The 24,488-nt window shown below is 68.5% G+C and carries 24 protein-coding genes and 1 tRNA gene; 16 read left to right on the top strand and 9 right to left on the bottom strand.

Annotation, left to right across the window (positions count from 1 at the left end):
• The first annotated feature begins 24 nt into the window (after positions 1–24).
• Complete coding sequence (locus tag NOW55_RS04300; RefSeq protein WP_256398843.1) at positions 25–660, top strand: RAD55 family ATPase; 636 nt, start codon at positions 25–27, stop codon at positions 658–660.
• On the opposite strand, the gene NOW55_RS04295 is transcribed toward NOW55_RS04300, so the two are convergent.
• Positions 657–1,127, bottom strand: a complete 471-nt coding sequence (locus NOW55_RS04295) for a DUF5793 family protein (protein WP_256398842.1) — start codon at positions 1,125–1,127, stop codon at positions 657–659. The two genes, NOW55_RS04300 and NOW55_RS04295, sit on opposite strands and share 4 nt — an antisense overlap.
• Before the next feature lie 158 nt (positions 1,128–1,285).
• On the opposite strand from NOW55_RS04295, the gene NOW55_RS04290 reads away from it, so the two are divergent.
• From NOW55_RS04290 to NOW55_RS04270, 5 genes are all read left to right on the top strand, one after another.
• Positions 1,286–1,819 (top strand): DUF7549 family protein, encoded by a 534-nt coding sequence (locus tag NOW55_RS04290; protein WP_256398841.1) that lies wholly within the window; start codon positions 1,286–1,288, stop codon positions 1,817–1,819.
• 125 nt (positions 1,820–1,944) lie between these two features.
• The gene (locus NOW55_RS04285) at positions 1,945–3,642 is read left to right on the top strand and encodes a type II/IV secretion system ATPase subunit (RefSeq protein ID WP_256398840.1); all 1,698 of its coding nucleotides are present in this window, start codon (positions 1,945–1,947) and stop codon (positions 3,640–3,642) included.
• 1 nt (position 3,643) lies between these two features.
• The gene (locus NOW55_RS04280) at positions 3,644–5,797 is read left to right on the top strand and encodes a type II secretion system F family protein (protein ID WP_256398839.1); all 2,154 of its coding nucleotides are present in this window, start codon (positions 3,644–3,646) and stop codon (positions 5,795–5,797) included.
• Positions 5,798–5,839: 42 nt separating this feature from the next.
• On the top strand, positions 5,840–6,553 hold the full coding sequence (locus tag NOW55_RS04275; RefSeq protein WP_256398838.1) for a class I SAM-dependent methyltransferase: 714 nt from the start codon (positions 5,840–5,842) through the stop codon (positions 6,551–6,553).
• 267 nt (positions 6,554–6,820) lie between these two features.
• Positions 6,821–6,891, top strand: a tRNA-Gly gene (locus NOW55_RS04270).
• Between the two features lie 112 nt (positions 6,892–7,003).
• Here the strand turns inward: NOW55_RS04270 and NOW55_RS04265 are convergent.
• The 3 genes from NOW55_RS04265 to NOW55_RS04255 all read right to left on the bottom strand — a co-directional run bounded on the left by NOW55_RS04265 (position 7,004) and on the right by NOW55_RS04255 (position 11,137).
• Positions 7,004–7,864 carry a hypothetical protein gene (locus tag NOW55_RS04265; protein WP_256398837.1) on the bottom strand — a complete coding sequence of 287 codons (861 nt, stop codon included), beginning with the start codon at positions 7,862–7,864 and terminating at the stop codon, positions 7,004–7,006.
• 60 nt (positions 7,865–7,924) lie between these two features.
• Positions 7,925–8,950 (bottom strand): nucleoside recognition protein, encoded by a 1,026-nt coding sequence (locus tag NOW55_RS04260; RefSeq protein ID WP_368407687.1) that lies wholly within the window; start codon positions 8,948–8,950, stop codon positions 7,925–7,927.
• Between the two features lie 75 nt (positions 8,951–9,025).
• The gene (locus NOW55_RS04255; protein WP_256398836.1) at positions 9,026–11,137 is read right to left on the bottom strand and encodes a bifunctional metallophosphatase/5'-nucleotidase; all 2,112 of its coding nucleotides are present in this window, start codon (positions 11,135–11,137) and stop codon (positions 9,026–9,028) included.
• Positions 11,138–11,295: 158 nt separating this feature from the next.
• On the opposite strand from NOW55_RS04255, the gene NOW55_RS04250 reads away from it, so the two are divergent.
• Genes NOW55_RS04250 through NOW55_RS04230 form a run of 5 tightly spaced genes read left to right on the top strand, consistent with a single transcriptional unit; the run spans position 11,296 to position 15,398 of the window.
• Complete coding sequence (locus tag NOW55_RS04250; protein WP_256398835.1) at positions 11,296–11,949, top strand: GNAT family N-acetyltransferase; 654 nt, start codon at positions 11,296–11,298, stop codon at positions 11,947–11,949.
• Between the two features lie 25 nt (positions 11,950–11,974).
• Entirely contained in the window at positions 11,975–12,955 is a 981-nt protein-coding gene (gene fen, locus NOW55_RS04245) for a flap endonuclease-1 (RefSeq protein WP_256398834.1), read from the top strand.
• 45 nt (positions 12,956–13,000) lie between these two features.
• On the top strand, positions 13,001–13,246 hold the full coding sequence (locus NOW55_RS04240) for a BolA family protein (protein ID WP_256398833.1): 246 nt from the start codon (positions 13,001–13,003) through the stop codon (positions 13,244–13,246).
• Positions 13,247–13,305: 59 nt separating this feature from the next.
• The gene (locus NOW55_RS04235) at positions 13,306–13,788 is read left to right on the top strand and encodes a PH domain-containing protein (RefSeq protein WP_256398832.1); all 483 of its coding nucleotides are present in this window, start codon (positions 13,306–13,308) and stop codon (positions 13,786–13,788) included.
• Entirely contained in the window at positions 13,785–15,398 is a 1,614-nt protein-coding gene (locus tag NOW55_RS04230; protein WP_256398831.1) for a PH domain-containing protein, read from the top strand. Before NOW55_RS04235 ends, NOW55_RS04230 begins: the two co-directional genes overlap by 4 nt.
• A 3-nt stretch (positions 15,399–15,401) precedes the next feature.
• On the opposite strand, the gene NOW55_RS04225 is transcribed toward NOW55_RS04230, so the two are convergent.
• From NOW55_RS04225 to NOW55_RS04210, 4 genes are read right to left on the bottom strand one after another with little or no spacing between them, the layout of a single operon-like run.
• The gene (locus tag NOW55_RS04225; protein ID WP_256398830.1) at positions 15,402–16,550 is read right to left on the bottom strand and encodes an ABC transporter ATP-binding protein; all 1,149 of its coding nucleotides are present in this window, start codon (positions 16,548–16,550) and stop codon (positions 15,402–15,404) included.
• Between the two features lie 39 nt (positions 16,551–16,589).
• Positions 16,590–17,471 carry a carbohydrate ABC transporter permease gene (locus NOW55_RS04220; protein WP_256398829.1) on the bottom strand — a complete coding sequence of 294 codons (882 nt, stop codon included), beginning with the start codon at positions 17,469–17,471 and terminating at the stop codon, positions 16,590–16,592.
• Positions 17,468–18,478, bottom strand: coding sequence for a carbohydrate ABC transporter permease (locus tag NOW55_RS04215; RefSeq protein WP_256398828.1), 1,011 nt, complete (start codon positions 18,476–18,478; stop codon positions 17,468–17,470). The genes NOW55_RS04220 and NOW55_RS04215 overlap by 4 nt, the downstream gene beginning before the upstream one ends.
• A gap of 14 nt (positions 18,479–18,492) precedes the next feature.
• Positions 18,493–19,794: an ABC transporter substrate-binding protein gene (locus NOW55_RS04210; protein ID WP_256398827.1), complete on the bottom strand. Its 1,302-nt coding sequence runs from the start codon at positions 19,792–19,794 to the stop codon at positions 18,493–18,495.
• Positions 19,795–20,001: 207 nt separating this feature from the next.
• Between NOW55_RS04210 and NOW55_RS04205 the strand changes: the two genes are divergently transcribed.
• Genes NOW55_RS04205 through NOW55_RS04185 form a run of 5 tightly spaced genes read left to right on the top strand, consistent with a single transcriptional unit; the run spans position 20,002 to position 23,950 of the window.
• The gene (locus tag NOW55_RS04205; protein WP_256398826.1) at positions 20,002–20,415 is read left to right on the top strand and encodes a hypothetical protein; all 414 of its coding nucleotides are present in this window, start codon (positions 20,002–20,004) and stop codon (positions 20,413–20,415) included.
• Positions 20,416–20,417: 2 nt separating this feature from the next.
• Positions 20,418–21,098: a DUF7546 family protein gene (locus NOW55_RS04200; protein WP_256398825.1), complete on the top strand. Its 681-nt coding sequence runs from the start codon at positions 20,418–20,420 to the stop codon at positions 21,096–21,098.
• Positions 21,085–22,458, top strand: coding sequence for a hypothetical protein (locus NOW55_RS04195; RefSeq protein WP_256398824.1), 1,374 nt, complete (start codon positions 21,085–21,087; stop codon positions 22,456–22,458). The genes NOW55_RS04200 and NOW55_RS04195 overlap by 14 nt, the downstream gene beginning before the upstream one ends.
• Positions 22,455–22,811, top strand: a complete 357-nt coding sequence (locus tag NOW55_RS04190; RefSeq protein ID WP_256398823.1) for a hypothetical protein — start codon at positions 22,455–22,457, stop codon at positions 22,809–22,811. The genes NOW55_RS04195 and NOW55_RS04190 overlap by 4 nt, the downstream gene beginning before the upstream one ends.
• Positions 22,808–23,950, top strand: a complete 1,143-nt coding sequence (locus NOW55_RS04185) for a hypothetical protein (protein WP_256398822.1) — start codon at positions 22,808–22,810, stop codon at positions 23,948–23,950. Before NOW55_RS04190 ends, NOW55_RS04185 begins: the two co-directional genes overlap by 4 nt.
• Here NOW55_RS04185 and NOW55_RS04180 read toward each other — a convergent pair.
• Entirely contained in the window at positions 23,947–24,474 is a 528-nt protein-coding gene (locus tag NOW55_RS04180; RefSeq protein WP_256398821.1) for a GNAT family N-acetyltransferase, read from the bottom strand. The two genes, NOW55_RS04185 and NOW55_RS04180, sit on opposite strands and share 4 nt — an antisense overlap.
• Positions 24,475–24,488: the final 14 nt, after the last annotated feature.

The following is a 24,488-nucleotide window of genomic DNA, read 5'->3' as shown; positions in this document are numbered from 1 at the left end:
CCGGGTACGTGGTGGGGTGAAAACGTGTACGACGTGAGCGACCACCTGCCGGTCGACGAGCTCCGGCCCGGGACCACCCTCCTGCTGACCGGCCCGCAGGGCGTCGGGAAGTACGAACTGCTCTGTGAACTGCTCGCGACAGGTGTCGAGCGGGGACAACACGGCGTCGTCGTCTCGACGAGTCGTGGGGCCGACGACATCAGAGCGGCGGTCGCCGACCGGACAACGACCGACGAGCCCGGACTCTCGGTCGTGGACTGCGTCTCGGAACGCCGGGGCGAGCCGACGCCTCACGACCCGGACACCGAGTACGTCGCGTCACCGTCGGACTTCAGCAGCATGGGGATGGCCGCCTCGGAGTTCCTCGGGCGCGCCGACGAGCAGGCGACCGCGACCCGGCTCGGGTTGCACTCGCTCTCGAACCTGCTGCTGGAGGCGGACGTCAAGACCGTCTTCCGGTTCACGCACATCCTCACCGGCCGTCTCAGCGGCGTCGACGGACTCGGAATCGCGACGCTCGACGACAGCCACGACCAGCAGACGATGAACACGCTCAGACAGCTGTTCGACGGTGCCGTCGAGACCAGACAGGGTGTCGACTCGCGGGAGTGTCGCGTCGTCGGCGTCGTCGACAGCCCGAGCGAGTGGGCCGAGTTCTAGAGCTCGACGCCGCTCGGGATGAGACTCTGGTTCCGGAGGAGGTTCCCGTCGGCGTTGTAGACCAGGAAGGTGCTCTTGTCGTAGCTGACGAACTCGTCCCCGTCGAGCAGGATGTGGACGCCGTACTCGCCCTCGTCGCCCGCGTGCTCGCCGTAGCGTCTCGCCGCCCGGATGAACTTCAGGACGTTCTCTGCCGATTCGTTCAGTTCGAGCACGAAGTCACCGGTGACCCGGTTCGTGACGCTGACGACCCCCTGGGCGTCGTCGTCGTCGACCGCGGTCTGGAGCCGGAACGCCACGTCCGTCTCGGCGGCGTCGAGCGGCTCGTCGTCCGGTCCGGTGAGGCGCTCTCTCAGTGTCGCGACCGGCCCCTCGAACGAGATAGTCACCGTGGGCTTCTCGGGGCTGCCGTCCTCGTCGACCCAGTCGACGTTGCTGACCTGCAAAGTGAAGTAGTCACGCCTCATTCCACGTCGCTATCTTCGGTTTCACGCGGTATGAACGTAACGCCCGGCGCAGGCGAGACGATGGCCGGCTCCGCCCGGTTTCAGCTGTTCCGTGACCGACACGAACGGAGCGACCGGGCACCGACAGCTTTTACGTGCACCGGTGTGGCTTCGTGGGTATGGTGTGGATCAATTCGGAGTACGTCGAGGAGTTCGCCGTGCTCACGACGTGGCTTTCCGTCTTCCTGCCCTGGTCCGTGGTCCGTGCGTCCAGCGCGGAGGGGGCGGAACTCGTCGTCCTCCGGTTTCCGTTCTTCGGCATCCAGTACGTCTTCGGAACGGGGCTCGTCGACGGGACGACCGTCCGGACGCCCTGGGAGTACTACACGCTCAACGCCGGACAGTTCCCAGCACAGGCGACGGCGTACCTCGTCTGGGCTCTCGCCGCGGTCGTGCTGGTCGTCGCCATCGTCGTGAGCATCCTGATGTACTTCGAACACGAGACCGTCGAGCGGCTGCCCGGGCGTGGCGTCTACGTCCTCGGCGCGTCGATGCTCGTCCTCGCCGTCGCCTTCACCGGCGCGGCGGTCCAGTTGCACCTGCACCAGCCGGCAGACATCCTCGGCTGGGGGTTCTACGCCCCCATCGGGCTGCTCGGTCTCGTGTTCTTCTACGCGTTCGGCCTCCTCGACCTGTTCGCGGACCGGACCTGAGCCCGCCGGCGGACCGCGCTCGTTCGAGGATTGGCCACCTCATTTAAGTCTCGGTACTCCCAATCGAGTTCCAGACCCGTCTTTCCGTTCGTCGAACGGCATCGCAGGGGAGGCGACCGCACACGATGACAGACCCAGGCCACCAGGCACCGAACACCATCTCGAGCGACGAGAGCGACGGCACCATCACGCCCGGCGCGGTCGCCTCCGGGCGAAGCGACTCGCTCGTCGACCGTATCAAGCACACCCTCCAGATGCTGCGCGGGACGACCATCTCTCGCGAGCCCTACTACCCGCACGAACACGGCGAGCTCGTCACGTTCGACGGGCTCGACGGCTGGGAGGAGATCGACAGCTACTGGGTGAACGCCCCGTACGCCTTCGTCAGCATCAACCACGACCAGCAGGCCAACGAGTACCGCTATCACGTCGTCGAGCCCGAACTCGACGAGTACGAGCACGCGCTGCTCGAGACGCTGTTCGAGGACGTCCGCGACCCCCTGGTCTACCAGCGGGACGTGGAGGAGGGCGACCCGGACGAGGTGCTCGATGACGCACTGCTGGACCACCTCGAACGGTACGGGGCCGACGTGGACATGGGCACCTACCACAAGCTGTTCTACTACCTCTGGCGGGCGTTCCGTGGGTACGGCAAGCTCGACCCCGTCATGCACGACCCGCACGTCGAGGACATCTCGTGTGACGGCTACGACCTGCCGCTGTTCGTCTACCACGACGAACACACGGACATCGAGACGAACGTCCGATTCCCCCAGGAGGAGCTCGATAACTTCGTCGTCCGCCTCGCCCAGCACTCGGGGCGGCACATCTCCATCGGCGACCCGATGGTCGAGACGACGCTGCCGGACGGCTCGCGTGCCGAACTGGCACTGGGCGAGGAGGTGACACCGCGTGGCTCGGCCTTCACCATCCGGAAGTACGCAGAGGAGCCGTTCACGCCCATCGACCTCATCGAGTACGGCACGTTCAACGTCGACCAGATGGCGTACCTCTGGCTCGCCATCGAGAGCAACAAGTCGCTCATCTTCGCCGGCGGGACGGCGTCCGGGAAGACGACGAGCATGAACGCCATCTCGATGTTCATCCCCCCGCGCTCGAAGGTGCTGACCATCGAGGACACCCGCGAACTGACGCTGTACCACGACAACTGGCTCTCCTCGGTCACGCGCGAACGGCTCCACGAGGGGACCGACGTGACGATGTACGACCTGCTGCGCTCGGCACTGCGCCACCGCCCCGAGTACATCATCGTCGGCGAGGTGCGTGGGGAGGAGGCCATCACGCTGTTCCAGGCGATGAACACCGGCCACACGACGTACTCGACGATGCACGCCGACTCCGTCCGAACCGTCATCAACCGCCTCGAGAACGAGCCCATCAACGTCCCCCGGTCGATGGTCCAGAGCCTCGACATCCTCTGTGTCCAGACGCTCACCCGGTTCGACAACGAGCGCGTCCGCCGGAACAAGACCATCGCCGAGATAGAGGGCATCGACCAGCGGACCGGCGAACTCGACTACTCCACCGCGTTCACCTGGAACGCCGACGACGACACGTTCGGCTCCTCCGGCTCGCAGGTGCTCGACGAGATACGCGACGAACGGGCCTGGAGCCAGCAGCAGCTCCTGCAGGAGCTGCGCAACCGCCGCCGGTTCCTCGAGTACCTCCGCGACCGGGGGATCGACGACTACCGCCGGTTCACGGCGCTGATCAACGAGTACTACGCCGACTCCGAGGCTGCACTGAAGCGCATCGAGGCGGTCGACCAGCCGATCGGGATGGCCGAGGCCGAGACGGACTGATATGTCCTGGGCGACCTGGGTGCCGCTGGTACTCGCGATCTTCATCGTACTGCCGGTGCTGCTCGCCCCCGTGAGCATCCACGCGGACCGCGTCGTCTCTCGGTTCGCCCTGCTCATCTTCGGGACCTACGCCAGCAGCAAGGGTCGGAACAAGGCGATCCGGAAGAAGCAGCTCCGTGCGGCGCACATGGCGACGACGTACCGGACCTACTCGGCGAAGACGATGCTGTACAGCGCGGTGCTCGCCGTCGCCGGCACCATCATGGGGATGTACGTCATCTGGTTCGGCCTCGTCCTGCTCGCCGTCGACGCCGAGACCATCCGTCAGACGTTCCCCCCCGAACTGCACTTCCTCACCGACTTCGTCGGCCTGCCGTCGCTGTCCGTCCTCGAGCTGTTCGGACTGATGCTCGTGACGAGCCTGACCCTGGGCGTCGCCTTCGCCGGGGCGACCTACTGGCTGCGCTGGTGGTACCCGCAGTACGTCGCCGACGAGCGCGAGCGCCGCATCGAGGCGTCGCTCCCGCGGACCATCGCGTTCATCTACGCCCTGTCGCGTTCGGGCATGGAGTTCCCGAAGGTCCTGCGAATCCTCGCCGAGAACGACGGCATCTACGGCGAGTCGGCGAACGAGGTGCGCGTCGCGGTCCGGAACATGGACATGTTCGGACAGGACATGATCACGGCCATCCAGACGATGGCCCGTCGGTCGCCGAGCTCGCAGTTCAAGGAGTTCTCCGAGAACCTCGCGAGCGTGCTCCAGTCCGGGCGCTCGCTCTCGTCGTTCCTCGAACAGCAGTACCGCGACTTCCAGGAGGAGGCCGAGTCCCAGCAGGAGAAGCTGCTCGACCTGCTCGCGACGCTCGCCGAGGCGTACGTGACGGTGCTCGTCGCCGGCCCCCTCTTTCTCATCACCATCCTCGTCGTCATCGGCATCGCGGTCGGCAACACGCTCGAACCGCTCCGCGTGTTCGTCTACGTCATCCTTCCGGCGTCGAACCTGGCCTTCCTCATCTACCTGCTCTCGGTGACCGACACGCTGTCGGCGGGGCGAGGGTACGAGGACGTCGACGCACCGGTGGACGGGCTCGCCGGAGTCCGCCTCGCCGATGGTGCCCGGAACACGGGCGCAGAGACCGACGGAGGCTACGAGCAGGCCGACGCCGGCGACGACCGCGAGGTCGCGAACCGCAACCGGCTCTCGGCCTACCGGCGGTTCCGCTGGCTCCGGTCGAAGCTCGGGAACCCGGTCCGGACGGTCATCGAACGGCCGTTGACCGTGCTCTGGGTGACGATCCCCATCGCGCTGTGCATCGTCGCGCTCCGACTCCCGGCGAGTCTCACGGCGGGTGGGTTGGACGTGCGCTCGTTCGACGACGTGCTCATCCAGACGCTCCTGTTCGTCGTCGGGACGTTCGCCATCGCGTTCGAGGTCCACCGGCGCCGTGCGGAGGCCATCGAGTCCGCGGTGCCGGACCTGCTCGACCGCCTCGCGAGCGTCAACGAGGCCGGGATGACGGTCGTCGAGTCCATCGAGCGAGTCCGCCGGAGCGAGCTCGGTGCGCTGGACATGGAGCTGGAGCGCGTCTGGGCGGACATCCGCTGGGGGGCGGACGTCGAGACCGCGCTCCGGCGGTTCGAGTCGCGCCTGCGGACCTCCATCATCTCGCGGGTCGTCACGCTGACCACGCAGGCGATGAACGCGAGCGGCGACCTCGCGAGCGTGCTGCGCATCGCGGCGGGACAGGCCAAGGCCGACCGCCGGCTCAAGCGGGCCCGCAGGCAGGAGATGCTCACCTACATGGCTGTCGTCTACATCGCCTTCTTCGTCTTCCTGTTCATCATCGTCGTTCTCTCGACCGTGCTCATCCCCAACCTGCCGGACAGCGGCCCCAGTACCGTCATCAACGGCACCGGCGCGGGACAGTCAGGTGCCTCCGGGGTTCCCGCAGTCGGCGGGGTCGGCGCGACCGGCGGCATCGACAAGGCCGAGTACACCCTGGTCTTCTTCCACACCACCGTCATCCAGGGGTTGCTCTCCGGCTTCGTCGCCGGCCAGCTCTCGTCGGGAGACGTCCGCACCGGCGCGAAACACGCCGCGATCCTCGTCGCCCTCGCCTACGCCTGCTTCATCGTCCTCATCCCGGGGCCGTGAGCGAACGGAACCGCTAACCCGCTGTGGGACGACGCTCCCGCCATGGACCGGTCGCCTGAGCACACGCGGTCGACGTACGACCGCATCGCGGACCACTTCGCCGAGACCCGCGAGTACGCCTGGCCCGAGGTCGAGTCCTTCCTCGACGGCCGCGAGGGGACCGTGGGACTGGACCTCGGCTGCGGCAACGGTCGTCACGCGGAGCTGCTCGCGGACAGGTGTGGACGTGTCCTCGGGCTCGACCTGTCCGCGGGGCTGCTCTCGACCGCCCGGGAACGCGCCCGCGAGCGCGGCTTCGCCGTGGATCTCGTGCAGGCGGACGCCGCCACCCTCCCGCTCGCGACCGACAGCGTCGACCTCGCCGTGTACGTCGCCACCCTGCACCACCTCCCCACTCGCGAAGCCCGCCGTCGGAGCCTCGACGAACTCGCTCGCGTGCTCTCGCCGGACGGCACCGCACTCGTCTCCGCGTGGAGCACCGCCCACGACAGATTCGACGGGGAGGAGCCGGAGCGGAGCGGCGTCTCCTCGGACAGTTCGAGCGGGGAGCGGAGCGACCCGCGAGATCACGACGAGGGGTTCGACACGACGGTCGACTGGACGCTCCCCGGCGGGGAGACCGTCCCGCGGTTCTACCACGTCTACAGCCCCGACGAGTTCGACACCGACCTCGACGCCAGCGACCTCGCGGTTCGCTCCGCACGCGTCTCCTCGGGGAACTGCTACGCCGTCGTCACTGAACAGAAAAGACCTTAAGTCGTCACGTGGAACTTCGCAATGCGCACACCCGTTGGTGTGGGATTCGCGTGCCCTGTGGGCCCTCGCGCACGGCTCGCACGGGCGTCATCGGTGATGGTCTTCATCACCGCTTTCGAACGACTCCGTACCGCCGCGGTTCGCGGCCGGTGCGGCGTCGGCTTCCGAAGGAGTCTTATTATGCGGCGCGACAACGAAGAAGTGTAGCGAGCGCCGGTGTGCCACGGAGCGTAGCGACGTGGCGCTCGGGGCGAGCGACCGCAGTGAGCGCCGGTGGTCTAGTGGTAGGACCTGAGCCTTCCAAGCTCATGGCCCGGGTTCAAATCCCGGCCGGCGCATTTCTCGACCGAACTCGGAGAGCTCCCGGAGAGCAATCTGGATCAGGGAGGACCCGATTCCGGCCGGCGCGTTGCTGCACCCAAATCGAGCGAGTGGCGCTGGCGGCCTGACTCAGAGCCACGTGGCCTCGCTCTCGGGCACGTACTCGGCGAGGATGTCGGCCACCCGGTCGGGCTGTTCGAAGTGTGCCCGGTCGAATCGGTAGGCCTGGAGCGGGAACCAGGTGTGGACGACGAGTTCGCGGGCGGTCAGCTCGTAGCCGCGGATGTACCACCACGGAAGGCGCGACCGGAGACCGGAACGGCCGGTCTGGACCACGATACCGCCGTCGTAGACGGTGAACCGCCTGTCGCGGTCCGTCACGAGGAAGGTCCCGATGGACGCCCCGAGCACGCCGCCGATGATGGTCGGCCCGACTTCGGCGAGGAGCGCCCAGGCACGTGTCGACTCGATCCAGCTGGCCCTGTGCGGGATGACGGCGAAGCCGACGAGCGGAGCGCCGACCACCGTCACGCCGGCGAGGATGGCCACGATCCGCATCCGTCGTACCGTCCGGTCGTGCGGCCCGCCGTACCAGCTGACGCTGGCGACTTCGCCACCGAAGACGGTCTCGACGTGGCGGTCGCGGAGGAGGACGAACGCGACGAGGCCGACGGCGGCGCTGACGATGAACGGGAACACCAGCGGATGGGCTCCGGTCGCCTCGTCGGTCCCGGCGACCGCGAGCAGCGCGAGGATGCCGGCGACGTGGAGTGCGAGCACGGCGGAGAGGACGTGACGCTCGACGACTGGCGCGGCGAGGGTGGGGCGGTACGCGAACACGCCCCCGACGAGCAGACAGGCGAGGAGACCGGTGGCCTGGACGGTGGGGTCGAAGACGCTGGCGTCGACGAGCAGGCCGGTGGCGAACGCGACGAGGAGGCCGACGTACGAGCCGGCGGCGAGACCGAGCTTGAGGTCGAGGGAGGGCACACGTGTGACGTGTCAGCTTTGAAATAAAATAGTTGCCATCTCCGGGAGGCGCAGGCCGTCTCAGGGAACCAGCAGCACGGCCAGCGTCGCAGCGATGAACACCACCTTCAGGACGGTGTTGACGACCACGACCTTCGTGCCGAACTCCGGTCCCCAGATGCCGAACTGGAAGGGGATGGAGCGCTTGAACGTCGAGAACGCGAACGAGACGATGCCGCCGACGAGCATCGTGGCGACGGCAGTCTCCGGCGTGAACGGGTCGCCGAGCATGGGTGCGATGAACGCCGCGCCGCTGGTGGTGTCGATGGCGAAGACGGCGACGACGGCGGCGGCCTCGCCGGGGAGGCCGAGCAGGCCGGTGACGGGCTCGGCGACGACGGTGAAAGCCGAGATGTCGACGCTGGCGGTGAGCACGGCGACGAACGTGTAGACGAGGACGAGTCGCGGGGCGATGTCGCGGAGTTTGTCGCGGGTGCTCAGCAGTGCGTCGACGACCGTCTCGCGGCGGGTGCGCGGTCCGTCCTCGTCGCCGCCGTCACCGATTCCGGAACCGCCGTCGCTCGCAACGCCGTCGGGTAGTTCCTCGGACGCGTCGCTCGGCGGCGAGAGCAGGACCGCGCCGGCGACGATACCGGTCAGGGTGATCGCGAGCGAGATGGCGGCCCGGGAGCCGACATACAGCAGCCCGACGCGCAGGCCGAGGATGGGGATGAGCACCGGGACGTAGAACGTGAAGATGTGCTGGACGAAGCCGAAGAACGTGTTGATGGTGACGGCGACGAGTGTCGCGCGGTCGCCGAGGATGCCCTCCTCGCGGAACTCGGCGAGCATGCCGTAGCCGGCTGTCGGCGAGGCGGCCGTCGAGAGGATGGCGGTCCCGACCTCGTCGGGCAGGTTCGCGGGTGCCGTGAGCGGCCGGGAGAGGACGGCGACGTACTCCACCAGTCCGAACTCGACGGCGAGGTTCGCGAGGGTGAGGCCGATACCGATGAAGACGAGGATGTACAGGACCCGGCGCAGCACGGAGACCAGCAGGTCGAGCGGGACGGTGGTCTGGAGCGTCACGAGTGCGGCCGGGAGCGTCACGGCTGGGCGTTAGCGTGGCACGGAAAAATGTGCGTCGGAAGCGGTCTCGTGCGTCGACCGCGGTTCGAGTCGCCGCTAGCGCCGGCGGAGCGCGACCAGCGCGGCGGCGACGAGCGCGACCAGTGCGACGGCGGGCCCGAAGCCGGGGGAGCCGCCGTCGTCGCTTTCCTCGGTCGTTGCGGGCGCGTCGGCCGTCGTCCCGGCGGCCGTCGTGTCTTCCGCCGTCGTCGGTGCAGCGGTCGGCGTGGCCGTCGCGGTCGGGGTCGCCGTCTCCGGCGATTCGAGCGTCACATCGAGGTCGCCGGCCATCCGGAGACTGTCGAAGTAGACGGTGTCGAGGCTGCTGCTGTTGTAGCTGCCGTACACCTGCAGCTCGGCGTCGTCGCTCGCGAGCTGCCGGAGCTCGTAGTCGGAGAAGGTGACCGTCACCGTCTCCTCGCCGACCCTGACGGTCTGTGCCTCGACCATCGTCGAGGCGTTCGCGGTCGCGTAGAAGGACCGGAGGTCGGTCGCGTTCTCCGGCAGGGTGAACTCCGCGGTCACCGTGCCCTCACCGTCGAGCGTGACGGGATCCTGGCCCGCGAGGTGGTTCACACGGCGGATGCGGTCCGCGTCGGTCGGCGAGACGGGGCTGTGGGCCTGGATGTACTCCAGCGTGACCGTGCCGTAGAGGTCCTGCGTCTCGCTGACGCGGGTCGCGTTCTCCAGCACCGAGCCCTCCCAGCCGGCCATGTAGGAGTTCACCGTCACGGTGTACGTCTCGTCGTCCTGCATGGGCTCGCCGTTGACCCAGACGTCCTGGATACGCTGGTCGGCGGGGACGTCCTCGTGGGGGACGTACTCGTAGGTGATGCCGGAGACCTGGAGCTGCGGTTCCGCGCCGTACTGCTGGCCGGTCTCGCTCTCCATCGTCACGACCTGGCTCTCGAGCAACTGTGTCACCTCGTCGCCGGTCAGCTCGACCGTGACGAGCGAGTTGCCGAACGGCAGCATGTTGTACACGTCGCCTACCGTGACCTCACCGGGGCCGTACACTGAGTTCGAGCGGATACCGCCGGCGTTCGTGATGGCGATGTCGGAGCCCTCCTTCCAGCGGAAGGCATCGGTGATGAGGTTGCCGAGCGCGGTCTCGTCGTGGTAGTTCGACGCGAACCGGGCGTCGAGTTCCGTGCGCGTCTCACCGACGACCCGCGAGAGCGCCTCGCCCCGCGTCTCGGTGATGATGCGGTCGGCGGTCTCGTTCTTCGTCGTGTTCTCGGTGACCGAGAGGAGGCGGCCGTTCCAGCTCGTGACCTCGCCGTCGGAGACGGTGAGGTTCACCTCGCCGACGTGCTCGGCGCGGGCCTCGGCCTCCACGATGACGGTGCCGTTGGTCTCCTGCGGCGGGTACTCGACCTCGTCGTCGCCGACGACGACGGCGTCGATGCCCGCGGTACGGTTCGCGAGGTCCTGTGCGACGGGGACGCCGAAGTGCCCGGCGACGACGACCACGTCGACGTTCTCCTCCTCGCGGAGCTGGGTGGCGTACTGCTGGCCGACCGCGGCGTAGTCGCGGAGCTCGTAGCCCTGCTCGTCGAAGTCGACGGCGGTCTTGCCCAGTATCTTCTCGTCGGCGAGCCCGATGACGCCGACGCGCACGCCGTCGCGCTCGACGACGGTGTACGGCTCGGTGCCGGGGATGGGCTCGCCGGAGTCGGCCTGCACGATGTTCGCCATGACCCACGGGAACTCCGATGCGTTGGAGTAGTTCGCCACCGGCTCAAAGCCGTAGTCGAGGTCGTGGTTGCCGACGACCTCCACGTCGGGCTGGAGGACGTTGAGCACCTCGACGGGTAGCCGCCACTGGCTCACCGGTGCCAGCGAGTGCGGGCTCACCTGGTCGCCGCCACCCACGACCACCGTCGGGTTGTCGTGAGCCGCGCGGCGCTCGTCGATGAGGTGGATCATCCGCGGCACGGTCGTGTTCTGTGCCATGGCCGTCTGGATGTCGTTGTACGTCAGGAGCGTGACCGTCGTCGAGTTGTCGGACTCGTTGTCGGTCGGAGTCGTCGTCCCGTCCGTGGCGGGAGCGGTGACTCCGGACGCCGTCGCGGCGTCCGCGCCTGTCGATACGCCTGCGCCCGACGCCACCGGCACCCCGGCGGCGACGACCGCGAACGCGAGTATAATTGCAAGGAAACGTCTCATACATCGAAGGCAACGCGTGGGTTCTGTGATAAAACCTGCCAAAGACCATCACCGTTGAGTATTGTTCTCACAGTTTCACGTCGTTGAACGCAGCCGGTGGTGAGGTTCGGGCGTGACCCGTCGAAAGAGCGTTGTGTCACCCACCCGTCTTGCTCGACGTGAGCGACCCCGAAACCGTACTCCTGGGCTGGCCGGAGGACGGGCCGACGCTCCGGCTCGACTACCGACGGTTCAGCTACGCCGGGAAGTTCGTCATGTCCTCGACCGGGAAGGCGGTCCTGCTCGAAACGGCTGCCGACACCGAAAGCGACACCGAGAGCGTCGGGGCCGGAGGGAGCGACGGAGACGAGTTCGACGACCACGTCCTCGCTGCCGTCGCGTTCAACGAGGACCGCACCGACCCCGACACGCTCTGGCTCCGGTACGTCACGGTCCGAGACGACCACCGCGGCGTGGGCCTCGGCCCCCGGCTCGTCCGGTTCACGTACGAGCGGGCCCGTGAACGCGGCTACGAGCGCGTCCGCATCGCCGTCAACAACCCCTACTCCTACGAGGCGCTGTACCGGGCGGGTTTCGGCTTCACCGGCGAGGAGACCGGCATCGCGGAGCTCGTGCTCGAACGCCCCGGCGACCGGTCACCGGATCGGTACCGCGCCGGGTTCGACGTCTTCACCGGGCGGGAGGACCTCTCCGACGACGAGCGCGAGTTCGTCGCCGAGAAACGCGAGCGCGATCCGCCGTCGGTGCCCGCGGAAACCGACGCCCGGCCCGGACGGTCTGCCCGGGACCCAGAGCGGGACCGCCAGGATTGAAGCCACCCGGGCCGTAGGGCGACCGATGGGTAACGCAGACCTCCGGGACCTCGCGCACATCGAGACGGTACCGTTCGCCGAGCTGGACCCGGGCGTCGTCGCCGTCGACGCCCACAACTGGCTCTACCGCTACCTCACGACGACCGTGCGGTGGACGAGCGACAGCAAGTACACCACCGCCGACGGCGACGAGGTCGCGAACCTCGTCGGTATCGTCCAGGGACTCCCGAAGTTCCTCGAACACGACCTCAACCCCGTGATGGTGTTCGACGGCGGTCCCTCCGAGCTCAAGGCCGACGAGATAGAGGAACGTCGCGAACAGCGCGAGAAGTACGAGTCCCGGCTGGAGGACGCCCGCGAGGCCGGCGACGCCGTCGAGGTCGCCCGGCTGGAGTCCGCGACCCAGCGGCTAACGCCGGTCATCCAGGAGACGAGCCGCGAGCTCCTCGAACTGCTCGACGTCCCGGTCGTCGAGGCACCCGCGGAGGGCGAGGCGCAGTGCGCCCACATCGCCAGACGCGGCGACGCCGAGTACGTCGGCACCGAGGACTACGACGCGCTCCTGTTCGGTGCGCCCACGACGCTCCGCCAGCTCACCAGCAAGGGCGACCCGGAGCGCATGTCTCTCGACGAGACGCTCGCGGAACTCGACATCTCGCTCGAACAGCTCGTCGACGTCGCCATCCTCTGTGGCACCGACTTCAACGAGGGAGTCCACGGCTACGGCCCGAAGACCGCCCTGAAGAAGGTGCGAGAGCACGGCGACCTCTGGGGCGTGTTCGAGCACGAGGACGTCTACGTCGAGAACGCAGACCTCGTCCGCGAGCTGTTCCGGAATCCGAACGTCACCGACGAGTACACGTTCGACACCGACCTCGACCCCGACATCGAGGCCGCGCGTGCGTACGTCGTCGACGAGTGGGAGGTCGACGAGAGCGAGGTCGCCCGCGGGTTCGAGCGCATCGAGGACGCGCTCACCCAGACCGGCCTCGACCGCTGGACCTGACCCGGAAGCTGTCCCTTTTTCTCCCTCGGCACCAACCCGTGTGACATGAACACCGACGAGGTCGCCGAACTCATCGAATCGGGCATCGAGAACTGCCAGGCAACCGTCGAGCGCGCCCGCGGCGAGCACGACGACGACCACCTCCGGGCGACGGTCGTCTCGCCCGCGTTCGAGGGGCTGCCGCTGGTCCAGCAGCACGAGCTCGTCTACGACGCGCTCGGCGAGCACATGACGACGGACATCCACGCGCTGGAGCTGAAGACGTACACGCCCGAGGAAGCCGAGAGCTGACCGGCAGGGCCGGAAACCGACCCCGCCGCTATTTGTGTTCCCGGGCCGACGCTTCGGCTATGGAAGCCCTTCACGCGAGAGTTCGAATCAGGTGGGTGGTGCGCGCCGTCATCGTGGCTGTCGTACTGGCGGCCGTCGTCACCGTGCCAGCCGTCCTCTTCGAGGACCGACTCGCCGACGCCGGCGTCTCGACGTTGCTGCCCGGGCTCGCCGTCTGCCTTCTGGGAATCGTGCTCGGCGCTGTCCACGCAGTCCTGCTGTACCGTGACTGGCGCTTCGAACTGCAGGACGACGCGCTGTACCTCGAACGTGGCGTGCTCACGCGCATCGAGACGGCGGTGCCGTACGTCCGGGTCCAGCACGTCGACACGCAGCGCTCGCCGGTCGACCGCGCGCTCGGGCTCTCCTCGGTCGTCATCTACACGGCTGGCTCGCGCGGCGCGGACGTGACGGTGCCCGGCCTCCCGCCGGAGCGGGCGAAGCGGCTGCGGAACGAGCTCCGGGAGCTCGCGGTCGAGAGCGAGCCGGAGGACGCCGTATGAGGCGGCTCCACCCGCTCACGGGGGTCATCCGGGCGCTGCAGTACGGCGTCAACGCGCTCTCTATCCCCTTCTTCCTCCTGCTCGTGGGGTCGAGCGGTGCCGAGGCGCTGCTCGGGATGGACTTCGGCAGCAGTGTCATCGACCTGCTGTTCGTGGTTGCACCGTTGTTCGGCCTGCTCGGAGTCGGCTACGGGGTCGCCTCGTACCTCCGCTTCGAGTACGAACTGACCGCGGATACGTTCGACTTCGCCGCGGGCGTCGTCGGGCGCACCGAGCGGGAGATCCCGCTCCGGCGAATCCAGAACGTCGACATCTCCCAGAGCCTCTGGCACCGCGTGCTCGGCGTCGCCGTCGTCCGCATCGAGACAGCAGGGGGTGGCGGCACGGAGGCCGAACTCTCGGTGGTCTCGCTCGAGGAGGCGAACCGGCTCCAGCGGGAGATCCGCGAACGACGGGACAGCTCGCGGCGGGCCACCGAGGCCGAGCCCGCGGCGACGGAGACGGACGAAGGGCCGATCTCCGAGAGCGGTCCCATGGAGTCGCCCACGACGGACCGGACGACTGGGACCGGCGGGTCGGACCTGCTGGAGCCGTTGTTCGCCATCACGCCCGTCGAGCTCGCCGTGCTCTCGCTCACCCGGTTCCGTCCCGGGGCCATCGTGCTGGTCATCATCGGCATCCCCGTCCTGCCCGAGCTGGCGGGCGAGTTCATGTTGGCGGCCGCCGACCCGTTCGGCGGCCCCGAGACGCTGGACCTCTTGGAGGCGACCCCGGACGAGCTGCTCGTCCTCGGGCTCGTTTCGCTCCCGCTGGTGCTCGTCAGCTCGTACCTCGTCAGCGGCGTGCTCTCCGCGCTGGGCTTCTACGGCTTCCAGCTCGCCCGGAGCGGGACCGACCTCGTCTACGAACGCGGGCTGGTCCAGCGCTACTCCGGCTCCATCCCGACCGACAAGATTCAGACCGTCACGCTCCGCGAATCGCTGGCGATGCGGCTGCTCGGCTACGCCGCCCTCGACGTGGAGACGGCGGGCTACGCGGCCCAACGCGCCGAACAGGGCAACCAGTCGGCCATTCCGGTCGCCGAGCGGTCACGGGTCGTCGAGCTCGCACGCGAGCTCGGCGAGTTCACCGACCCCGACTTCGAACGGCCCCCGAAACGTGCCCGTCGGCGCTACGCCGTCCGGTTCGGACTGGTCGTCGTCGGCATCCTCGCCATCGCCTACGTCGCCTCGACCGTGATCGCCGGCTTCACGCTCTGGTACCTGCCCGCGGTCCTGTTCCTCCTCGTTCCCCCGGCGGCGCACCTGAAGTGGGCGAACCGTGGCTACCACGTCGGCGACCACACCGTCGTCGTCCGCACCGGCTTCTGGCGACGGCGCACGCAGGTCGTCCCGTACTACCGGCTCCAGACCGTCATCCGGCAGGCGTCCGTCTTCCAGCGACGACTCTCGCTGGCGTCGCTCGTCGTCGACACCGCCAGTTCGAGCACGCTCGTCAGCGCGACACCGACGGCGTTCGACATCGACGCGTCGACGGCCTCGTCGCTCCAGCGGACGCTCCGCGACAGGCTCGACCTGGAACTGCACGGGCGAAAACGAAGGGAGAACTGAGGTTCAGACCGTGCGACCGATCGCCGCGGTGTCGTCCAGCGAGCGGTTCTTCACCGCCTCGCCGGTGGCCGCGTCGAACAGGTGGATGGCGTCCTCCGGGATGTGCGCGACCATGGGCTGGCCGGCCTCGACGCGGTTCATGCCACCGGTCGTGGCGATGAACGTCTCGGGCTCGGCCGCGTCCGGGTCGAACGTCAGGTAGAGGTTGTTCTCGTCGCCGGTCGGCTCGACGACGTCCACGACGGTCTCGAAGTCGTGCGCGCCGGTCGCCTCGGTCCGGAGCTCGATGTCCTCCGGCCGGATACCGAGGGTCAGCTCGGTGCGGTCGTCGACCGCCGAGAGCGTCTCGCTCGACACCGGGTAGGCGAACTCGTCCGCGAGCAGTCGGTCGCCCTGGACCTCGACGTCGAAGAAGTTCATCGACGGGTCGCCAATGAAGTCCGCGACGAACCGGTTCGCGGGCCGGTGGTAGCACTCCAGCGGGGTACCGACCTGCTGGAGCTCGCCGTCGTCGAGGATGGCGATCCGGTCGCCCATCGTCATCGCCTCGGTCTGGTCGTGCGTGACGTAGACGGTCGTCACGCCGAGGTCGTCCTGGAGCCGCTGCAGCTCGGTGCGCATCTTCGAGCGCAGCTTCGCGTCGAGGTTCGACAGCGGCTCGTCCATCAGGAACACCTCGGGGTCGCGCACGATGGCGCGGCCGAGGGCGACGCGCTGTTGCTGACCACCGGAGAGCTCGCCGGGTTTGCGGTCGAGCAGGTCGCCGATACCCATCATCTCCGCGGCCTCGGTGACCGTCTTCGCGATCTCGTCGTCGGGCATGTCGGTCGACTCCTCCAGCCCGAAGCTCATGTTCTGCTTGACGGTCATGTGCGGGTAGAGCGCGTACGACTGGAACACCATCGCGGTGTTCCGGTCGGCGGGTTTGCGCTCGTTGATGCGCTCACCTGCGAGGCGCAGTTCGCCCGAGGTGATGGACTCGAGGCCGGCGACCATCCGCAGCGTCGTCGACTTGCCACAGCCCGAGGGGCCGACGAGGACGAGGAACTCGCCGTCGGCGACGGTCACGTCGACGTCGTCGACGGCCACGATCTCGTTCCCGTCGTCCTCGACGAACACCTTGGTGATGCCGTCGAGTTCGAGTTCAGCCATGCGTGTACCTCCGTCGTCCGAATGTGTAAGCGTTCATGGTCATGCGGTCACTCCCTTCGCGAACTGTTCGCCGAAGAAGATGTACACCAGCAGCGTCGGCAGGGCGGTGACGAACGCCGCCGCCATCTGCAGCGGGAAGTCGGTCGCCTCCTGGGCCTGCCCGACACCGACCAGTTCCTGTGTGACGACCGCCGCGTCGCCCGATCCCCCGATGAGGATGAGCGCGAACAGCAGGTCGTTCCAGATCTGCGTGAACTGGTAGATGAGCGCGACGGCGAACATCGGCACCGACAGCGGCAGGATGATGCGTCGGTAGATGCGCCGGATGCTCGCCCCGTCGAGCCGGGCCGCCTCGACCATCTCGTCGGAGACGGCCTTGTAGTACGACCGGAACAGCAGCGTACAGATGGGGATGCCGTAGGCGACGTGGGTGATCATCAGCGCGAACAGGCCGCCGTGGTCGCTCGTCAGTCCGGGCAGGAGCCAGAGCGGTTCGAGCCAGACGTCGAGCGGGACCCACTGCGACCAGAACCGCTTCAGTGGCACCAGCACCGCCTGGTACGGGACGAAGATGCCCGCGATGAACAGGGTGTAGATGCCGACCTGGCCGCGCCAGTCGACGTTGGTCAGCCCGTAGGCCGCCATGCTGCCGATGAGCGCAGACATCGCGGTCGCCGGGACCGCCATGATGACGCTGTTGAACAGCCCACCGGACAGCTCGTCGAACGCGCCGGTCCACTTCTCCAGGGTCAGCCCGTCGAACGCGGGGAGGAACGGCTGCGTCGAGCCGTACGCCCCGGTCGTCTTGAACGAGGTCACGATGCCGGCCTCCAGCGGCAGGAGGTAGAACAGCACCAGCCCGACGAGCACGACGTAGAGGCCGACGCGGCTGAGCGTCGACCCCTGGTCGGGCCCGCTCATAGTGCCCCCCGCCGGTACTCGCTGTACAGGTACGGCGTGACGATGGAGAACGCCATGACGAACAGCACGACCGCGATGGCCGAGCCGTACGCGACCTGGTTGTTGTCGAACGCCACGCGGACCATCTTCGTCGCGAGGATGTCGGTCCCGACCGACGGCGTGCTACTCCCGTACAGCGCGCGCAGGAAGTCGAACGCCTTCAGCGCGAACACCATCAGGACGACCGAGGCGCTCACGGTCGCGGTCCGGAGCTGGGGGATGATGACCCGCCAGTACATCCGGACGAGACTCGCGCCGTCGACGCGGGCGGCCTCGAAGTGCTCGTCGGGGATGGCGCGCAGTCCGGCGAGGTAGACGACCATGGCGTAGCCGCTGAACTGCCAGATGAGCGCGAACGTCACCGCCGCGAGCTGGACGTTCGGGTCGGGGTTCCGGATGAAGTCGATGGGGCCGATGCCGACGACGCCGAGGAGGACGTTGACGAGCCCCCCGTCGGAGCTGAACATCCAGAGCCACATCTTCGCCGTCACGACGAACGAGAGGCTCATCGGCAGGAGGTAGATCGTCCGGAACGTGTTCTCGTATCGGATGTCACGGTCGACCAGGATGGCGACGACCAGCCCGAACGCCAGACAGATGAGGGTGAACGCGATCAACAGGATGACCGTGTTCACGAACGCGTTGGTGAACGAGTACGAGCCGGTCTCGGAGAACAGCCGACCGTAGTTCTCGAGGTCGAAGCTCCCGTACTGCGGGTCGCCAAGTCCGGAGTAGTCCGTCAGCGAGATGAGGATGTTCCAGAAGATCGCACCGTAGACGAACAGACCGACGAGCAGGAACGCCGGCAGCCAGAACGGGGCCGACCTGACGGCGTCGCTCCGGCGGTAGCGTGCGATGAGCCCCTCCTCGCGCTCGGGTGCCCCTGTGACACCGCCGTCGGTCCGGAGCTCCCGCTCCGAGCCGTCGTTGGAGCGTCGTCTGCGCAACCACGAACGTATTGCGTCCATAGGAGATGCTCGGTTTACTGGACCGCGGAGACGAGCTCGTCGGCGGCCGTCTCGACGTCGTAGTTGCCGATGAACGCCCCGATGGCCTCGTCGACACTGGTCTTGGTCGCCGGGGGCAGCGCGAGGCCGTGATGGATGGACGGCGGCTGGTGGTCGACGCTGCCGAAGTCCTCGATCTGGTCCTGCTGGAACTGCGGGAACTCCGAGGGGTCGACGTCACCACGCGGCGGGATGGAGCCCTTGGCGCGGTTGAACCGGATCTGGGCGTCCTTGCTGCCACAGTACTGGAGGAACGTCTGCGTCTCGTCCGGCGTCGGGTTGTCGGACGGGTACGGGAACGCGTCCATGTTCAGCTGGTAGCTGTGCTCGCTCCCGGGGAACGGCACGTAGCTCCAGTGCTCGCCGTACTCGAAGCCGTCGGTGTTGCGGTACGCGCCGGCGGCCCAGTCACCCTGGTGGATGAAGGCGGCCTCACCGTTCATCACCATGTTGTTCGCGTCGGTGAACGCGATGCTGGATGCGTCGTCGGGGTAGTACTCGCTGAGGTCGGCGACGATCTCGAGCGCGGAGACGACGGCCTCGCGGTCCGGGTTGCCCTCGTAGAAGCTCTGGTACGCGCCGTGTCCGGAGTCGGCCAGCAGCACGGTCGCCCAGAGCTGGGCCGTCGACCAGAGACCGTTCGTCTGGTGCGCGAAGGGGACCGCGTCGGTCTCGGACGCGATGGTCGCACACGCGTCGACCACGTCCGACGGCGAGGAGAGGCTGGTCGGGTCGACGCCCGCCTCCTCGACGACGCTCGTGTTGTAGAACAGGTTGTTGATGCGGTGGATGTTGATGGGCACCGAGACGTAGTTGTCGGTGCCACCCTTCGCCTGCTCTTTCGGGCCCTCGCGGTAGGCCGACTCCATCTCGTTCTCGCTCCAGACGGAGTCGGTGATGTCGCCGAGTGCGTCCGCCTCGACGAACGGGGTGAGCGCCTGCCCCGGCCAGTTCTGCCAAGTGCTCGGCGGTTCGTCGTTGCGGATGGCTTCGTTGATCACCTGTCCGAGGTTCTGGGTCGCCGCGCCCTCGATCCCCTCGCTGGTGAGCTCGATGTCCGGGTGCTGCTCCTGGAAGCCCTCGAACAGGGCCTCGATGGCCGCCGCACCGTCGCCCCCGCTCCAGGCGTGGAGCAGTTCGAGCGGTTCGGGCTCGCCGCCGCCCGTCAGCCCGCTGAGGCAGCCGGAGAGGCCGGCCATGCCGGCCGCACCCGCTGCACCGGTTGTCTTGAGAACGGTACGCCGCGAAACGCCGGAGTCCGAATCGTGTCCTGTCATGCCACCACGTGTCTCTATGTGAGACGTACCCATTCTTTACGCAAGGTCCTACTTAATAGTTCCCCAAATTAATTCATTTCCGAGTAAGTGAATCGGTCCCATGGTCCAGCGTCACGTGTCGGGCCACGAGTGGACGCCGGCTGTTGGTCCCGTGCTGTTCTGGACGGCACTGTTAAATGCGATGGATGATTACTGTGACCACATACCATGTCATACCTGGTCGGGGTCTCTGCAGTCATGGCGGTGTTCCTCGTCGCCGTCGTCGGCTTTCTGGCGAGTCGGGCCTGGAAAGGGTACGCACCGGGCGGCAGTGCGGACAGCTCCATGTTGCGGTCGCTGAAGGGGAGTCCACTCGTCTGGGTGCTCTCGTTCCTGCTCGTCGTCGTCGCGGTGGCCGCGAGCGTCGTCGTGTTCGTCTCCGGGACCGCAGCACAGCAGGCCGTCGTGAGCGTCGTCCTCGTCGGTGTCGGCGTCCTGTTGCTCGTCGGGTACGTCGGCTATGGCACGTTCACCTCCAGTCGCGCACGCGGGCACACGAACGCGGTGGCGGCGATGCTGAGTGCGTGGGCGCTCGGCGCGCTGTTGCTCTTCGCCATCACGGCCAGTCTCCTCCTCGCCTGACGATGGCCGCGAACACGGCGACCGTCGACCCCGAGACGCTCCCCAGCGAGCGCACGCTCTGGCTCCTCCTGCTGGTCGCCGTCGAACTGCTCGTGCTCGCGGCGTACTTCGTCGCGACCGGCGAACGGGTGCTCGACCTGCGCTACGTCGTCTACCCCTTCGTCTGGATCAACGTGGCCGCGTACGCGGTCGTCCACACCGCACCCGTCGCCGGCTCGAAACGGACGAAGGTCGCCGCAGCCGCCGTCGCCGTCGGCTACCTCGCGCTGCTCGCCTGGCTCGTCGGCATCGTCGGCCTGCACGACGTGGGTGCCGAGGCGACCGGCCTCTCGGTGCGGCTCGCCTCGCCCGGCTGGGGGCCCATCATCGCGTACGTCGCGCCCTTCGGCCACGTGACGCTCGTCCCGTTCCGGGTGCTCGGCTACCTCGCGCTCTCGTATCTGGTGTACGCGACCGTCGTCGAGGCCGCCAGCTCGTCCGTCGGCGGGCTCGTGGGTCTGTTCTCCTGCGTGAGCTGTGCCCTCCCCATCGTCTCCTCCGTCGGTGCGAGTCTGACCGGCAGCACGACCGCCGCGCTCGGCACCGTCTATGCCTTCTCGCTCGACGCCTCGACGCTCGTCTTCGTCGTCGCCGTCGCGCTGCTCTACTGGCGACCAGGGGTGAGCGTGCGTGCCTCGGCGTGAGGCGGCACGGGTGCTCCTCGCCGTCCTCGCCGCGACCCTGCTCGCAGAGCCCGTGCTCGCGCACTCGGGCTCGCTCGCCGGCTCGCTCACCTCGACGTCGGTGCCGTTCTGGCTCGTCGCCGTCTCCGGGGGCGGCCTCGTCGGCGCGTCGTTCCTGTTCACGAGCTTCGCGACCGACCACGAGTTCATCGCGTGGCTCAACGACCGGCGGCTCGGGCTCCCGTCGACAGCGTCGCTGTGGCGGTGGGTCGTCCGCGGCCTCCGCCTCGGGAGCGTCGCCGCACTCCTGTTGCTGCTCGCCGTCGCGTTCGTCGCGCCGGCCGACCCCCGCCGGAACCTCGCCATCATCGCCGTCTGGGCGGTCTGGTGGGCCGGCTACACCGCGTCGGTGTACCTGCTCGGGAACAGCTGGCCCGCGGTCAACCCGTGGCGTGCCATCAGCACGGTCCTCCCACGTGTGAGCGAGCGCGACCTGCCCGCGTGGAGCCGCGGCTGGCCGGCGACGGCCGGGCTGCTCGGGATGGTCTGGCTGGAGGTCGTCACGCCGGTCGCCTCCGACCCTCCCCTGCTCGCGACCGTCGTCCTCGCCTACACCGGCGTCACCCTCGCCGGCGCGGCCGTCTTCGGCCCGGCGTGGTACGAATCCGTCGACCCCATCTCCCGGGTGTTCCGCGTCTACGGCAGGCTCGCCCCGTTCCAGCGGACGGACGACGGGTTCGCGGTCGAGCTGCCCGGCTCGCGCCTCGTCCACGACGCCGACGGCGCGACCCGGGCAGACGTGCGGTTCGTCGTCGCGCTCGTCTGGGCGACCTCGTTCGACGGGCTGGTGTCGACGCCGGTGTTCGCGTCGACGGTCCGGACGCTCGCCGACGTCGGCGTGCCCGCACTCGCGGTGTACGTCGTCGCCATCGTGGCGGGCTACGCGCTGTTCCTCGGCGTCTACCGGCTCGCGGCACGTGTCGGCCGTCGGACCGCCGGGAGCTACGTCACCGCGGGCACGGTCGAGCGCCGGTTCGTCGGCTCGCTGGTGCCCATCGCCGCCGGCTACCACCTCGCGCACTTCCTCGGCTACTTCCTCACCTTCGTCCCGACCGTCGAGGTGCTCGCGCTGGACCCGTTCACGCCGCCACAGAACGTCCCCGTGGCCGTGCTGCCGGACTGGTTCGGCTCGATGGGGCTGGCGTTCGTCGTCCTCGGGCACCTGCTCGCCATCTGGGTCGCCCACTCCATCGCCTTCGAGACGTTCACCGGCCGGCTCCAGCCCATCCGCAGCCAGTACCCGTTCGCCCTCGTGATGGTGTTCTACACGATGATCAGCATGTGGCTGCTCGGCCAGCCCTACGTCTCCCCACCAGTATGACCACGACACACGACCACCCGACCGACGGCACGCCCGCGACCGAGGAGTCCCCGCAGTCGTCGAAGGCCGACCGTCCGGGCCACGACCCGCCCACGTACGACGTTCCCGCCGGCGAGGAGCCGGCGGCGACCTGTGACCGATGCGGCCGGCCGTTCCCGACGACGACGCACCACGACCTCCACCTCGGCGAGGTCCACGCCGGTGATCTGACCGACGAGGAACGCGGACGCTACGAGGACGCCGTCGAGGCCGAGACCGACGAGCTGTTCGTCTACCACCTGAAGGTCATCGCTGGGCTCGCCAGCCTCTACGCCGTGCTCGTCCTCGTCTACATGGTGGTGTTGAGCCTGTGAACCCGCACCGTCGGACGCTCACGACGCTCGCCATCGGGCTCGCGGCCACGACGCTGGTCCCGACGGCGAGCGCCCACGAGGGCACCGTCCACGGCGGCACGCCCCACCTGCTGCTGCTCGGGACGCTGTTCGTCGGGGTCGCGCTCCTCGCCTGGGTCGCGTGGCTCGACCGGACCGGCCAGCGACCCGACCCACGCACGAGCGCGGGGCTGCTCGTGGTCGGGGTCTCGCTGTCGGCGCTCGCGACGGTGGGCCTCGTCGAGATACAGGTCGAGCCGCTCTCGACGACGCCACTCCCGCGGCAGTTCTACCCGGTCCTGACGGTGTTCGGCGGGATGGCACTCGCGCTCGGCAGCGTACTCGCCTACCAGCTCCGGTGGGGCGACCGCCACGCCTACCCGGTCCTGGGCACCGTGCTCGGCTTCTGGGTGGCCTACCCCGCGCTACTGCCGGGCGACGCCTCCCGGAATCCGCTCGGCTACCTGCTCGTGCTCGCGGTGCCGGCGCTGCTGGGCTACGTCCACTGGACGGAGCTTCGGCCCGCACTCGCCCGTGTCGACACCCGTGGACGGCTCGTGGGCTCGGTTGCGGCCGTCGCCTTCGCCGGCTTCTTCGCGCTCTCGTCCGGCCTCGCCACGTTCAATCCCGACCCGGTCCCGCAGGCCGGCGGCGAGCCGTTCGCGGTCCTGACGACGTTCGTCAGCCCGCTGGTCTCCTGGCCGGCCATCGAGGTGTACCGTCCCGGCGTCCCGCTGTTCGCGGCGCTGTCGGTCGGAACGGGTATCACGCTCGCCATACTCGCGGGACTCGTCGGCATCAACGCCGCGCTCGGCACGACTGTCTGGCGGACGGCGGGGGACGACCACGACGACGGCCGTGCCGCCGCGACCGACGGGGGGACCGTCACCGGCGTCTCCGGCGCGCTCGCGACGACCGGTGCAACCGCCTGCTGCTGTTGTGGGCCGGCGCTGTACGGCATCGCCAGCGCGGCGCTCGGCGCGTCCGCCAGCCCGCTGTACTGGGCGTTCACCGACCCGGAGTCGCCGCTCGCGACGCTCTTCCTCGTCGCCGCCATCGGGCTGCTGACCGCGAGTTCGGTGACGCTGGCGTCGACGGTCCGGGCGACCTGCGCCCGCTAGTCGAGCGTCTTCCACATCTCGACGACCGTTCCCTCGACGCCAAGGCCCTCGTGCCCCGAGAACTCGTGCCGCCGTTCCCGAATTCGCTCGTAGCCGTGGGCCTCGTAGAACGGCACCGCGTTCGTCGAGGCCGTGAGCCCGAGGCTTCGGAAGCCCTCCGCGCGAGCCTGCCGTTCGAGGTCGTCGAGGAGTGCGGTGCCGACCCCGCCCCGGGCCACGTCCGGGTGGACGTAGACGGCGGTCACCTCGGCGTCCACGTCGGCCTCGTAGCCGTCGGGCTCGCGCCGGGCGAGGGTGCCGAAGCCGACGACCGGATGGTCGTCCACGGCCGCCGACCCCGCCTCCGCGACGATGAAGTAGAAGTTCTCGTCCGTGACTGCCGAGTAGTCGGCCGATTCGACGCCCGCCGCCCACGCCCCGACCTGCTCGTCGTCGTACGTCCGCGACCCGAGTCCGCGGATGGACGCCTCGTGGACCCGCCCAATCGCCTCGACGTCGTCCTCGGTCGCGACACGGATCTGCATGGGTGGACCGTGGG

This window comes from Haloarchaeobius litoreus, from assembly GCF_024495425.1.
Classification (GTDB): Archaea; Halobacteriota; Halobacteria; order Halobacteriales; family Natrialbaceae; genus Haloarchaeobius; species Haloarchaeobius litoreus.
The sequence above is the reverse complement of the archived record's forward strand: the minus strand, read 5'-3'. Positions and strand labels throughout refer to the sequence as shown.